Here is a 12,332-nt window from a genome sequence, read left to right on the forward strand (position 1 = left end):
ACGCAGAAACCATGGCGCCGGTCATCCGACCGGCGCCGCGGCTGTTTACTTCTTGACTTCTTGCGTATGTGACTTCAGCGCCTCGGCCAGTCCCGGTACATTGGCACTGCCTTCGGGCACGCTGATGCTCGATCCCTTGAAGTCCTCGCCGATCGGCTGGGCGCGGCCACCCAGGCACTGCGACAGGAAACCCTCGGCCACCGCATTGAACGCCTTGTTGTTGGCCGGCCGCGCGAAGCCGTGGCCTTCGTCGGGGAACAGTACATAGGTGACCGGGATGTTCTTGGCCTTCATCGCCTTGACGATCTGGTCGCTTTCGTCCTGCTTGACCCGCGGATCGTTGGCGCCCTGGCCGATCAGCAGCGGCTTCCTGATCGCATCGACACGGCTCAGCGGCGAGCGTTCCGCCAGCAGCTTCTTGCCGTCTTCGGTACGCGGATCACCGACGCGCTTGGCGAACTGTTCGAAGAACGCCGCCCAGTACGGCGGAATCGTCGAGAGCAAGGTGTTGAGGTTGGACGGGCCGACGATATCCACGCCGCACTTGAACGTATCCGGCGTGAAAGTGACGCCGACCAGGGTGGCATAGCCGCCGTAGCTGCCGCCCATGATGGCGACATCGTCCTTGCGGGTGACACCGCTCTTGACCGCCCAGTCGACCGCATCGAGCAGATCGTCGTGCATGGACTTGGCCCACTGCAGATCGGCCTTGCCGACGAAGTTCTTGCCGAAGCCCGTCGAGCCGCGGTAGTTCACGCTGAGCACCGCATAGCCGCGGTTGGCCAGCCACTGGTGATTGCCGTTGTAGCCGTAGCCGTCGCGCGCCCAGGGTCCGCCATGCACCAGCAGCACCAGCGGCACCGGCTTGTCGGCCTTGCCGTCGTTGTTCGCGTCGGCGCCCTTGGGCAGGCTCAGATAGCTCACCAGTTCCAGGCCGTCGCGCGCCTTGATCGCCTGCGGCCACATCGGCACCAGCGGCTTGCCTTCCAGTGCCGGGCGCGCGGAAAACAGCTTGGTCAGCTTGCCACCCGGGCCGGCCGTACGGTCGTAGCGGTAGTAAACCGCCGGCGTTTCCGCAGCCGAATACGCCACGATCCAGGTCTTGTCGTCCAGCGTGCGCGTGCTCACCCAGGCCGTGCCCGGCCCGATGCCGCGCAGGGTTTCCAGATCCTTGGCAATGGCCGGGTCCAGCACCTTCCATTCGGGCTTCTGGTAATCCACCAGCACGGCCTGGGCCACGCCGCTACGCGGATCGGCCAGCAGCGTCGTACCGATGTCGGCGCGCTTGTCTTCGGCGATCAGGGTCTTCTTGCCGCTGGCGTCGACGCCGTACAGGGCCGACGTATCGCGCTGGCGCGAGTCGGCCAGGTAGCGCTGCTTGCCGTCGGTGGTATAGCCCAGCAGCGAGGTGGTGAGGCTGTCGGAGAACGGAATCTCCTCGCTCTTCTTCCAGCCACCCTTGCCGTCGGGTTCCAGCACGTCGGTGCCGCCGTCGGCGCGCGACTTCTGCGCCAGGCGCACCTTGAAATCCGCATCGGTCAGATAGCCGGCGATTTCCTGCTCGTTCTTCTGCACCAGTTCGCGCTTGCCGTCGGCGAGACTCACTTTGTAGATGTCATGCCATTTCGCATCGCGGTCGTTCATGCCCACTAGCACGTGGTCGGGATGCAGATGGCTGGCCTGTTCGAACTGGGCGCGGGTCTTGGGATAGGGCGACAGATCGCGCCTGGTGCCGCTGGCCAGGTCGACGGAGAACAGATGAAAATCCTCGTCGCCGCCGGTGTCGCGCAGGTACAGCAAGGTACCGCTGCGGTAGCTCCAGAAATACTGACGGATGCCGCGCGCCTTGTCGTCGGTGATGGCCTTGGCCTTGGCCAGGTCGTCCGCCGGCGCCACCCAGATATTCAGCACGCCATCCAGCGGCGCTACCCAGCTCAGGTACTTGCCGTCGGGGCTCATCTGCACCGAGGCCTTTTCCGGATTGCCGAACAGGGCGTCGCGGGAAATCAGCTCGACGGCAGCAGCGGGGGAAGCCGCCGCCGGCGCGGTTTCCGCCGCGGCCGTCTGCAGGCCGGCGGCAATCGCGGCGGCGAGGATCAATTGGGACAAATGCATAGGTGTGCTCGCTGGGCTCAGGGAGGCACAGCGTCACTGGTATCGGTGCACAAGGCAATCGCCGCCCGTCATGCATACGCGCCGGCATGCGTACAGCGCCGCCCCACCATGCAGGAGCAGCAGCGCCGCACCAGGGCGGCCCCGCCAGCCGGCACGCGCCGCTGCCACGTACAATCGGCGCAACGCCGCAGGAGACCCCCATGAGCGAAACCTCGCACCGCCACGCCGTGTTCGGCCATCCCATCAGTCATTCGCTGTCGCCGGTCATCCATCGCCGCTTCGCCCAGCAGACCGGGGTAAGCCTGAGCTATACCGCAATCGATGCACCGGCGGAGACCTTTGCCGAGCAGCTCGCCGCATTCCGCGAGCAGGGCGGCGGCGGCGCCAATGTCACCCTGCCGTTGAAAACGCTGGCCTTCGAACGCTGCGCCCAGGTGTCCGACTACGCCGCGCGCAGCGGTGTGGTGAATACCCTGGAAGCGCTGCCCGGCGGCGGCTGGCGCGGCCACAACACCGACGGCGCCGGGCTTGTCGTCGACCTGACCGAACGCCACCAGCAGGACATCCGCGAACGCGACGTGCTGATCCTCGGCGCCGGCGGCGCAGCCCAGGGTGTTGCCTTCGCCCTGCTCGACGCGGGCGTGCGCTCGCTCACCATCGCCAACCGCCATGCGGAACGCGCCGACGCCCTGGCCGACCGCATCGGCCAGCCCGGCCGCGTGCATGTGCGCTACTGGAACGACCTGGCCAGCCTGGGCGCCTGGGACTTCATCATCAACGCCACCTCGGCCGGCGTGCAGGGCGCTTCCATCGATCTGCCCTTCGCCATCGTCGCGCCGCGCGCGCTGTGCTACGACCTGTCCTACGGCCGCGCCGCCACGGGCTTCCTGGCCTGGGCCCGCACCGCTCCCGCGGCGCATGTGTTCGACGGCCTGGGCATGCTGGTGGAACAGGCCGCCGAAGCATTCGAGATCTGGCACGGCCGGCGCCCGGATACCGAAGCCGTCTACGCCGAACTGCGCCAGCAGCTGGACGCCGCGTGAGCGCGTTGCAGTTCGATGCGGCGCGCGGGCGCTACACCTGCCGCGCCGGCTGCGGCGCCTGCTGCATCGCCTTGTCGATTTCCTCGCCGATACCCGGCATGCCCCAGGGCAAGCCGGCCGGCGTGCGCTGTGTGCAGCTCGACGATCAGTTGCGCTGCCGCGTCTTCGGCCAGCCGGAGCGGCCCGAGATCTGTGGACGCCTGCGGCCTTCGCCGTCGATGTGCGGCGACGACCGCGACGAGGCCATGCGCTACCTCACCGAACTGGACCTGGCGACGCGGCCGGGCTGATTCGTACGCGACGGCGCGAATTCCGATCGCCGCGCAAGCTGCCCTGGTGGCCTACCGGATGATTCGATAGCAGCTGGCTCGTCCTGGCCGCACAGGACTTGCTGCTCACTCGGCGAATAGCTGGGCTAGTGGCGTCGTTCCGCAGCGGCGTCCTGCACGACCAGTCCGACCCGATCCCTCTGCCGATTCATCCGGTACAGGCCACTCGGTTGAATCCAATCGCGTTCATCGACGCATCCAAGCCTTCGACACCGCCGTTGCGCGGTCCACCCAGGCTTCTACCAACCCAGCCGACGGGTCGTCTCTCGCCATGGAGCGATCGGTCCAGGAGTGCAGTCGATGAAACCCGTTCAACCGACCACGTTGTCCAATTCCCGCCAACGCGGTCTGCGCGCCGCACTCGCGCTGACCGTCTCCTTCTGCGCCGCCTGCGCAATCGCCAGCCCCAAGGCGACGCTGCCGGACACACCGGACGGCAAGCTCGGCGCCACACTGATCGAGCACGTGAACACCGACAGCCCCGAACAGATCCGTAGCTGGGCGCCGACGATCCTGTCGCCGGCCATGGATGCCACCGAACAGGCGGTGTTCGTGACCAGCCTGGCCGAGGCGGTACGCGACAGCGGCGGCGTAGACCTGACCGACGCGCACGACCAGCGCGGCATGCTCATCCTGACCGTGAAGGCGCATCGCGGCGGACGCCTGGCCGTGTTCGTGCTCGGCGGCGATGCATCGCATCCTGGCCGCTTCGCGCACGCGGAGATGGTGCCGATGGACGATCCGTCGCTCTACGCCGACTGGCCGAAGGCCGCCGTCTCGCGCGACGAACTCAAGCGCCTGGTCCACGCCACGCTGGACAAGCTCGTGCGCACGAACGATTTCTCCGGTTGCCTGACCGTCGCGCACGGCAGCGAAACCGTGATCGACGAATGCCGCGGCCTGGCCGAGCGGCGCTTCGGCGTGCCGATCGACCGTCAGACCAAGTTCCACATTGGCTCGATGGACAAGATGTTCACCGCCGTGGCCATCGCCCAGCTCGTCGAATCCGGCAAGTTGTCGTGGGACGACACGCTCGCGCAGCGGGTACCCGAATACCCCGATCACGAAGCGGCGAAGAAGATCACCGTGTGGCAACTGCTGCACCACACGGCGGGGCTGGGCGATTTCTTCGTTCCCGAGTTCTTTCAGCAGCGCGAAAAGTTCGTCAACCCGGCCGACTATCTCGACCTCATTGCGCGCCAGCCCAAGGTGAGCGACCCGGGCAAGGACTGGAACTACAGCAACGCCGGCTATGTCCTGCTCGGCCGCATCATCGAGAACGTCTCGCGCGAAAACTATTTCGACTACATCGGACGCCACGTGTTCACCCGGGCCGGCATGGATGCGAGCGGATTCGACACTCTCGACGACGTCACCCCGAAACTGGCGGTCGGCTATTTCCGCGCGGGGCTGTTCTCCAGCGAGTGGAAGGCGGACTGGATGAAAATCCCGTTCAAGGGCGGCCCGGCCGGCGGCGGCTACTCGAACAATGCTGACCTGTTGCGCTTCGCCAGGGCGCTGCGCGCGGGCAAGCTGGTCAAGCCGGCAACGTTGGCGAAGATGTTCGACGATGCCGTGCCGGCCGGTCCCGGCGGCTATGCGGCAGGTTTCGGCGAACGCGTCTCCCACGGCCGCCACGTTCGCGGGCATGCCGGCGGCATCGAGGGCACGGACGCGAACCTGGCGATGGTCTGGGAGAGCAACGCCGACGTCGTACTGACCAGCAACCAAGGGCCGGGACGGGCATGGCTGCTCGCCGAACGCATCGCCGACCTGCTCGCCGCCGAAGGCGCCAAGCGCTGAAGGCGCGCGTCGCCTGGCCGCTCATTCACTTCTCAACGCGATCCGCTCTGGAGCGAAATCATGGAATTCATCTTCATTCCCCTCATCGTGCTGACCGCGCCCGTGCTGATCGTCCTGATCACGCTCGGTTACCGCGACCGGCAGACGCAGGCGCGCTATCGCACCCTGCTGCAACTGGCCGACAAGGGCGTGGAACTGCCGCCGCAACTGCTCGTGGAATCGCAGCCGGGCGACGTGGAACGACGACGCGCGCTGGTGCTGATCGGCGGCGGCCTCGGCGTGATGACAATGTTTCTCGCCTTGCCGGGCCAGTTCGACGGCAACGGCATGTACGTCAGCCAGCTCTGGGGCCTGGGCCTGCTGCCGCTGATGACGGGTCTGGGCTATCTCGCGAGCTGGTGGTTCAACCGGCGCGAGCGCGCGCGTGGCTGACAGCGCCGCCGAAGCGAGCGTCGATCGGGCCTTGGTCGCGCGTGTCCTGCTGAACGACGACCGGCGCGCATTCGAGCAGCTGATGCGCAGGCACCAGGGCATGGTGCGCGCTCAGCTGCGCCGGCTGCTGCATGGCGACGAGGCGGCGGCCGACGACATCGCTCAGGAAGTCTTCCTGCTGGCGTGGCGGAAGCTGGACCAGTTCCGTGGCGATGCGGCATTCCGCACGTGGCTGTATCGCATCGCATGGTCTTGTTTTCTGCAGGTACAGCGCAGGAAACCGGAGCGTGCCGAGGACGCCGACGAAGTGGAACCACCGGCCGCGCCGGCTTATCCGGCCGACCTGCAACTGGACTTCGAGCGCGCCCTGCACCGCCTGTCCGACGCCGAGCAAGCCGTGCTGCTGCATTGCGTGCAACTGGGCCTGAGTCACGAAGAAGCCGCCTTCGTACTGGCCATGCCACTGGGCACGGTGAAAACCCACGCGACCCGCGGCAAGGCGAAACTGAAAACATGGTTAGCGGCGTGGCAGAGCGAAACGGCACAGGAGAATCCGGCATGACCCATTCCCACCAAGACGACGCGGTCGACGCGCTGCTGCAGCGGCAGTTCGAAGGCGCAGTGCCCGACGACGGCTTCTGCGACCGCGTGATGCCGCACCTGCCCGCACGCCCGCGCCGCCGCGCATGGCCGCTGTGGAGCGGCATCGCGGCCGGAATCGCCGCGTGCGCACTGAGCCTGTCGTCCACGCCCATGTTTCACCTCGGCTGGCACGACTGGGCCGGCGGCGAATTGTCGGCGCCAGCGATCGCCCTTTTGCTTGCGCTGGCCGGCATGTCGCTGCTGGCCATGTGCTGGAGCCTGGCGGAGGCCGATGGTTGCTGAGCAGTGCCGTAGCTGTGCGCCTTGGAGCGGACGCGACCGGCGTCCGCTCACCGCAACACGCGGCGCCGGCGGCGCCGGCGGCGCCGCAGCGTGCCGTCGATCGGTCGGCCGGTTCCCGCAATGGTCCAACGGTGCCATTTTGTAGAATATTGCAGGGCTGGAAAAATCTACTGTACCGCCCGCGCCGGATTGGCCGGGTGGCGCGCTCAGGCCCGCAGGTAGTCGTTCTTCAGTTCGACGTATTTCTCGGCCGAGTAGTACAGCCGCTTGATTTCCTCGTCCGACAGCTTGCGTGCAAAGCGCGCCGGATTGCCCAGCCACAGCTCGCCTTCGCCGACCACTTTACCCGGCGCTACCACCGCGCCGGCACCGACGAAGCCGTGCCGGCGCACAACGGCGCCGTCGAGAATGGTCGCATGCATGCCGATCAGGCAGGCGTCCTCAATGGTGCAGGCGTGGATCACGGCGGCATGGCCCAGGGTCACGTCGTCGCCGATATGCGTGGGGAACCCGCCCGGCGTATACGGCCCGTCGTGGGTCACATGGATGATGCTGCCGTCCTGGATATTCGTGCGCGCGCCGATGCGGATCCTGTGTACGTCGCCGCGGATCACCGCGCAGGGCCAGATCGAACTGTCCGCGCCGATCTGCACATCGCCGATGACGACCGCGGCCGGATCGACATAGGCCGTCTCGGCAACGACAGGGTGGATACCGCGGTAGGGACGCAGGTGCATGGGCGGAAAACCGGTAGGGACAGTAGGGTGAGGGTAGCCGGATGACGGCGTTGCGCCAACGGCACGCCCCGGCTGGATGAATCGGAAGAGGGATCGTAGCGCCGGGCCGGACGTGCTGCGGTGCACTCATTCACTACGCGCCGGTGGGGTCGGCGGATCGGTGCGGTCCGACCTTGTGCGGCCGCCGCGGCAATAGCGAACCGGCGCCTGCCGCAGCGCCTCTGCGGCCGCTGTACAGATCTTGCAGGCTGCCGCTCCATCCGGCACCGCCCTCCAAATTTCCCGCTTGCGCAAGCGCCAGTCCGCGCGGCGGACTTCTGCGACAGAATCGGCGCTGCGCCAGGCAGCGGAACGGACCGGCAGCGGTAGATTGAACAAGGCCGCAAAGACCGGCGCTGCACCACCTCGACAGCGAGCCGGCAAGCCTCAGCAGAATCGCGCACATCGTCACAGCGGGGCTGCCGCAGCAACCCGCGGGAGGCTTTCGCGGGGCGTCATATCGCCGGCCGGGCAAGCCGGGGTGGAAGAGGCAGAAAGCCGCTGTTCCGACCCTCTTCTTCGCCAGGCGGTCGCCGCGGTCGTGAACCGTGCAAACGAGAAATTGCCTCATTTGTGATCAAAATTGCGTCGCGCGCTTAACCGGACATTTACTTGATGCTGCATTAGCGCAAATGTAGTATCTGGCCTTCGACAGGCCGGGCTGCAGCACATTCGTTGACGCACGCTTCGGTGCCGGATCCGGCACGACAGCGACGCAGCCAACCGATGATGTTCGCCGTGCCGCCGCGGATGCGCGAACGAGGACTGCCATGACGGCGCTTGAATCCTGCACGCTGAGCCAGACACGTAGGTCGCTTTCCGCGCTGGCTTATTTCCTCCGGCGGCTGCTTCGCTTCGAATCCGCCTGGGTGCTGCATATCGCGCGGTTCGAGGACAAAGTCACGCTAGGCCTCGCGCTCGGCTTTTCCGGCCAGATGCTGGATTTCGTCGCCCTGCGGCAGCGGGAACTGGGTAGCGCCGCGGACGGCGAATGGGTAACCCGCTCGGGCAGAACCCTGGCCACCTTCGATGCGCAGGCCGACACCGTCGCACTGACCGGGATCGCCGCTTTCGTTGTCGGCGCCAATCGCGAACTTGGCCAGACCGTGGCCTGGCTGCGCACGTGCATAGACCCCCTGTACGACCAGCCAACGCTCTGGGCGCTCGACTGCGTGACGCGCCTGCTCGAGGAAAAATCCGCGATGCTGGCGACACGCGGCTGGCACGGCGGCCATTGCGATTGCCGGCTGCTGACCGACGACCACGCGCCGGCCGCGCTGCGGCAACAAGACCGCTGTCCGCCGCTGCTGGACCAGCCGCGCCGGCCGCAGGAACTCCAGCTCGGCGACGCGGAAACCCCGGGCCCGGCGGTGCTTGTACAGAGCGAAGCCGGGCAGCGCCAGCTGGTGCACTACATCTACTCCGAGATCGAAGTCGCAGCGGCGGAAACCTGCGCGCGCAATATCGCCGAATTCGGCGACGGCATGCCGTTGCAGTTTGTACTGGACATGGCCCGGCAGTGCGCCGACGAAGCCCGTCACGCGGTCATGGCCGAGCAGATGCTCGCCCACTACGGCGGCTGGCTGGGCGAGTTCAACTACCGCAACCGAATCTGGAATGCCTATATCAAGGGCGAATCGCTAGCCGAGCGGCTGGCGATAGAACAGGTCATCGGCGAGGGCAACGGACTGGACATGAGCGCGCATTGCATGGACCTGTTCAAGCAGCACGGCCTCGACCGGCTGCTGCGCTATTACGAGTTTCTCCAGGCCGACGAAATCGGTCACTGCGCCTTCGGCAACCGCTGGATACGCTACTTGGTCGATGGCGACGAACAGCGTTTCACCGATGTCGTCGCATCGGCCGCGCGCAAGACCGGCAGCGGCGTTCCGGGCTATGCGCCGGTCTGCGTCGAGACCCGCCGTGCCGCCGGATTTTCCGAGCAGTTCATTGCGCAGCAGCTGCTCAAGGGTGCGGCTGGCGAAACCGCGTCCCGCGCAGGCCTGCCAGGGCCATGACCGGCAGCATCTGCCGGCTTCCGCGCGGCTGCCCTGCAATGACTGGAATTGCGCCGGCGCCTGCCAGGAAAGGCCTGCACCGTATCCCGTCCGTTGCTGCGTACCCGGCTGCCCGCCGCTGCGACAGCGCCGGCGGCCGAATGTAAATCAATAGTTGTATACTATTACCTGACTACTGCGAGGCAGTCGATGATTACCGGGCATGTCAAATGGTTCAACGAGTCCAAGGGCTTCGGCTTTATCCGCCGCGACGACACGCTGCAGGATCTGCTGGTGCATATCAGCGGCATCAAGTCCGGCGGACGCGGCGGCATAACAGCAGGCGAGCGGGTCGCGTTCGATGTGGAAGACAACGAACGCGGTGCCAGGGCGGTCAACGTGGTCGTGCGTAAAGATCTTGCGGGCTGAGGCGCAGCCCGCAGCGAATGGCCAGGGCGTCGACATCGTCGCCGGCACGGCAGACGACGGCTTGCCAGCCGTCGGCCTGCGCTGCCGCGACATTCACCGCCTGGTCGTCCAGCAGCAGGAGTTCGCTGGCGGCCAGGCCCAGCGAGCGGCGCACGGCCTGGAAAAACGCCAGCTCGGGCTTGCGGCAGCCCAGCGCGCAGGAGAAGTACAGGGCCGGGAACATGTCCAGGCGTTGTGTCAGCCATTGCGCCCGATGATGTTCCTGATTGCTTGCGACCACGCAGCGGTAGCCTGCCGCGCCGAGACGGCGGGCCAGTTGCACAAAGGCCGGATCGAACTGCGCATCCGACTGCAGCCAGTAGTCGACGAAGCTGTCGGTCGTGCCGGACCAACCCCAGTCATCGAGAACCGCGGCGAGTGCAGGCTTGAGCCCGGCCCGGCCTTCCAGGCACTGCAGGAAGGGACCGCGGAAGAATGCCTCGGATTTTTCCGCCGGCACGCCGAGTACGGTGCGCAGCAATTGCGGGAATCGCGGCTCGATCAATACGCCGTCGACGTCGAATACCACGGTTGTCGTTTCGCCGCTTGAGAACGTCTGCATGAATCTGCTTTCATGGCTGGCCAATTGCACATTGCGGATATTACGATGAATTTACTTCTGCCCAGTTCGATGTGTGAATTCCAGCGCCGTTTCGCCGAGCGGGCCGCGCAACAGCTGCACGGCGATGCGCGTGTCGTCGCCCTACTGCTCGCCGGCTCGGCGATCAGCGACGACATGGACGAATTCTCCGACCTCGATTTCATCGTCGTCTGCCAGGAACAGGCGCTAGCCGAGGTACTGGCGTCGAAGCGGCAGATCGCCGAGTCGCTGGGAACGCTGGTCGCGGCGTTCAGCGGCGAACATGTCGGCGAGCCGCAACTGCTGATCTGCCTCTACGCCGAACCTCTGCTGCATGTCGATCTGAAGTTCGTCGATGCCAGCGCGCTGGATCGCCGCGTCGAGACGCCGCTTGTGGTCTGGGCCGATGCGGCCACGACGGCGCGCCTGCAGCAGGGCACGGCGCAGTGGCCGGCGCGCGATGCCGAGTGGTTCGAGGAACGCTTCTGGATCTGGGTTCACTACGGTCTGAGCAAGGTAGGCCGCGGCGAATTGTTCGAGGCCATCGCCATGCTGAATTTCCTGCGCGAGCAGGTCGTGGGGCCGCTGCTGGCGCGCTCGCAGCAGCGGGACCAGCGCGGCGTGCGCCGGCTCGAACGCCATTTTCCGGCACAGCGGCAGGCCCTGGCCGCAACCCTGGCGGGACATGATCACGCTGCGGTGGTCGCTGCATACCGGGCGCATATCGCGTTGTATCTTTCCCTGCGCGCCGCAGCCGTGCCGGCCAACCGCAAGCTCGACGGAGAAGCGCTGGTACAGCATTTTCTCGATTCGCTGGACCAAGCCACGACCCATGGATAGCCGCGTGCGCGCCAGGGCGGCAGCCGCAGCGGACGATCCCCTGCTGGCCCGGCGTGGCGAGTACGAGGATAGGCTGGGCCACTATCTGTCGATGCATCCGCGCGCCATGGCCGTGTCCCGTGCGATGGCGGCGGCGTGCGGCCGCTATCTGCGCGAGAAGAGCCGGCGCAGCGGCAGTGCCGCCGCCGCACGGCGCACGCAGTACGCGCAGCTGGTCAAGGTGATGAAACCGATACTGCTGCCGTTTGCAGGCCGGCTGCGCAACGTCGGCGAATGGATGCGCGCACTGGACGGCGAGGGCAATATCCGCGAGGTGCTCGGCACGGCCTGGCTGTTCTACCGCAATGTGCTGGCGGAAGACCTGGTCGGGCCTGCGGCGCTGCCGGACCAGGCGCTGGACATCGCCGCCGCCGCCGGTTTCGACGTGGCGCTGCTGGGCCAGTGGACCGCCAATGCCGTCGCACACGCCCAGGCCGAGCGCGGCGTATCGGCACTGCCGCTGCTGGATTCCAAAATGGATCTTTTCCGCATGCCCTGGCATCGCGCTAACCGGCTGCACCAGGAAACCTGCGTGATCGCCTCGTGGCCGCCGCCGACCTCGCGCTTCTGGAGCCAGCAGACGCGGGCCGAGTTCGTGCGCCACGGCGGCGTCTTCAGCGAGCCGGAGAAAACCTATTCCAGCCCGGCCGGCAAGGACAAGGTGCCGTGGCTCGATGCGCGCCGCTATTGCGGTCCGGACGCATCGCATGCGCTGGTCACGGATGCGGCCCGGCGACGCATACCGATGCGCACCGGCGTTTCGCGCGCATCGATGCAGCTGATGTACTGCGGCCGGCTGGCGAACATCGGCGACGAGGTTTCCCTGCGCCTGGCTGTGATGGGCTATCTGCTGCCGGTGCGGGCACACAGCCTGTACGAAATCGCGATCGGTTCCAGCGCAGAGTCCGTCGCGCTGGAAGACATCCGCTACGATGCCGCACTGCTCGACGGCGTCGACCTGGGTAGTGTCGCGGCGCACTGCGGCGATTTTCCGGCACAGGGCGAAACCGGCTGAAACGCCGCGG

At 66.6% G+C, this 12,332-nt stretch carries 13 protein-coding genes; 10 read left to right on the forward strand and 3 right to left on the reverse strand.

The window, feature by feature from the left end; genetic code table 11:
• Positions 1-45 precede the first annotated feature (45 nt).
• Entirely contained in the window at positions 46-2,115 is a 2,070-nt protein-coding gene (locus tag DFR29_RS03590; RefSeq protein WP_133817197.1) for a S9 family peptidase, read from the reverse strand.
• Between the two features lie 200 nt (positions 2,116-2,315).
• On the opposite strand from DFR29_RS03590, the gene aroE reads away from it, so the two are divergent.
• From aroE to DFR29_RS03620, 6 genes are all read left to right on the forward strand, one after another.
• Entirely contained in the window at positions 2,316-3,158 is an 843-nt protein-coding gene (gene aroE / locus DFR29_RS03595; protein WP_133817198.1) for a shikimate dehydrogenase, read from the forward strand.
• The gene (locus tag DFR29_RS03600; RefSeq protein ID WP_133817199.1) at positions 3,155-3,448 is read left to right on the forward strand and encodes a YkgJ family cysteine cluster protein; all 294 of its coding nucleotides are present in this window, start codon (positions 3,155-3,157) and stop codon (positions 3,446-3,448) included. Before aroE ends, DFR29_RS03600 begins: the two co-directional genes overlap by 4 nt.
• Positions 3,449-3,787: 339 nt before the next feature.
• On the forward strand, positions 3,788-5,290 hold the full coding sequence (locus tag DFR29_RS03605; RefSeq protein ID WP_133817200.1) for a serine hydrolase domain-containing protein: 1,503 nt from the start codon (positions 3,788-3,790) through the stop codon (positions 5,288-5,290).
• Positions 5,291-5,350: 60 nt separating this feature from the next.
• Entirely contained in the window at positions 5,351-5,722 is a 372-nt protein-coding gene (locus DFR29_RS03610) for a DUF6249 domain-containing protein (protein ID WP_133817201.1), read from the forward strand.
• A complete protein-coding gene (locus tag DFR29_RS03615; RefSeq protein ID WP_133817202.1) occupies positions 5,715-6,284 on the forward strand; it encodes an RNA polymerase sigma factor in 570 nt (189 codons plus the stop codon). Before DFR29_RS03610 ends, DFR29_RS03615 begins: the two co-directional genes overlap by 8 nt.
• Positions 6,281-6,607, forward strand: a complete 327-nt coding sequence (locus tag DFR29_RS03620) for a hypothetical protein (RefSeq protein WP_133817203.1) — start codon at positions 6,281-6,283, stop codon at positions 6,605-6,607. Before DFR29_RS03615 ends, DFR29_RS03620 begins: the two co-directional genes overlap by 4 nt.
• A gap of 206 nt (positions 6,608-6,813) precedes the next feature.
• Here the strand turns inward: DFR29_RS03620 and DFR29_RS03625 are convergent, their stop codons facing one another.
• A complete protein-coding gene (locus tag DFR29_RS03625; protein ID WP_133817204.1) occupies positions 6,814-7,344 on the reverse strand; it encodes a gamma carbonic anhydrase family protein in 531 nt (176 codons plus the stop codon).
• 809 nt (positions 7,345-8,153) lie between these two features.
• On the opposite strand from DFR29_RS03625, the gene DFR29_RS03630 reads away from it, so the two are divergent.
• Together DFR29_RS03630 and DFR29_RS03635 are read left to right on the forward strand one after the other, a co-directional pair.
• Positions 8,154-9,401 (forward strand): DUF455 family protein, encoded by a 1,248-nt coding sequence (locus DFR29_RS03630; RefSeq protein WP_133817205.1) that lies wholly within the window; start codon positions 8,154-8,156, stop codon positions 9,399-9,401.
• 189 nt (positions 9,402-9,590) lie between these two features.
• Positions 9,591-9,809: a cold-shock protein gene (locus tag DFR29_RS03635; RefSeq protein ID WP_133817206.1), complete on the forward strand. Its 219-nt coding sequence runs from the start codon at positions 9,591-9,593 to the stop codon at positions 9,807-9,809.
• Here DFR29_RS03635 and DFR29_RS03640 read toward each other — a convergent pair.
• On the reverse strand, positions 9,775-10,410 hold the full coding sequence (locus DFR29_RS03640; protein ID WP_133817207.1) for an HAD-IA family hydrolase: 636 nt from the start codon (positions 10,408-10,410) through the stop codon (positions 9,775-9,777). The genes DFR29_RS03635 and DFR29_RS03640 overlap by 35 nt on opposite strands.
• A gap of 45 nt (positions 10,411-10,455) precedes the next feature.
• Between DFR29_RS03640 and DFR29_RS03645 the strand changes: the two genes are divergently transcribed.
• Together DFR29_RS03645 and DFR29_RS03650 are read left to right on the forward strand one after the other, a co-directional pair.
• Complete coding sequence (locus DFR29_RS03645; protein WP_133817208.1) at positions 10,456-11,268, forward strand: nucleotidyltransferase domain-containing protein; 813 nt, start codon at positions 10,456-10,458, stop codon at positions 11,266-11,268.
• Positions 11,261-12,322, forward strand: a complete 1,062-nt coding sequence (locus DFR29_RS03650) for a hypothetical protein (protein WP_133817209.1) — start codon at positions 11,261-11,263, stop codon at positions 12,320-12,322. The genes DFR29_RS03645 and DFR29_RS03650 overlap by 8 nt, the downstream gene beginning before the upstream one ends.
• The last annotated feature ends 10 nt before the right edge of the window (positions 12,323-12,332 follow it).

Source organism: Tahibacter aquaticus (genome assembly GCF_004363655.1).
In the GTDB taxonomy this organism is placed as follows: domain Bacteria; phylum Pseudomonadota; class Gammaproteobacteria; order Xanthomonadales; family Rhodanobacteraceae; genus Tahibacter; species Tahibacter aquaticus.

Excerpts from the sequence above, each read along its gene's own strand:
- DFR29_RS03590 (WP_133817197.1), bottom strand. The coding sequence starts at position 2,115 with ATGCATTTGTCCCAATTGATCCTCGCCGCCGCGATTGCCGCCGGCCTG.
- aroE (WP_133817198.1), top strand. The coding sequence starts at position 2,316 with ATGAGCGAAACCTCGCACCGCCACGCCGTGTTCGGCCATCCCATCAGT.
- DFR29_RS03605 (WP_133817200.1), top strand. The coding sequence starts at position 3,788 with ATGAAACCCGTTCAACCGACCACGTTGTCCAATTCCCGCCAACGCGGT.
- DFR29_RS03610 (WP_133817201.1), top strand. The coding sequence starts at position 5,351 with ATGGAATTCATCTTCATTCCCCTCATCGTGCTGACCGCGCCCGTGCTG.
- DFR29_RS03620 (WP_133817203.1), top strand. The coding sequence starts at position 6,281 with ATGACCCATTCCCACCAAGACGACGCGGTCGACGCGCTGCTGCAGCGG.
- DFR29_RS03625 (WP_133817204.1), bottom strand. The coding sequence starts at position 7,344 with ATGCACCTGCGTCCCTACCGCGGTATCCACCCTGTCGTTGCCGAGACG.
- DFR29_RS03630 (WP_133817205.1), top strand. The coding sequence starts at position 8,154 with ATGACGGCGCTTGAATCCTGCACGCTGAGCCAGACACGTAGGTCGCTT.
- DFR29_RS03635 (WP_133817206.1), top strand. The coding sequence starts at position 9,591 with ATGATTACCGGGCATGTCAAATGGTTCAACGAGTCCAAGGGCTTCGGC.
- DFR29_RS03640 (WP_133817207.1), bottom strand. The coding sequence starts at position 10,410 with ATGCAGACGTTCTCAAGCGGCGAAACGACAACCGTGGTATTCGACGTC.
- DFR29_RS03645 (WP_133817208.1), top strand. The coding sequence starts at position 10,456 with ATGAATTTACTTCTGCCCAGTTCGATGTGTGAATTCCAGCGCCGTTTC.
- DFR29_RS03650 (WP_133817209.1), top strand. The coding sequence starts at position 11,261 with ATGGATAGCCGCGTGCGCGCCAGGGCGGCAGCCGCAGCGGACGATCCC.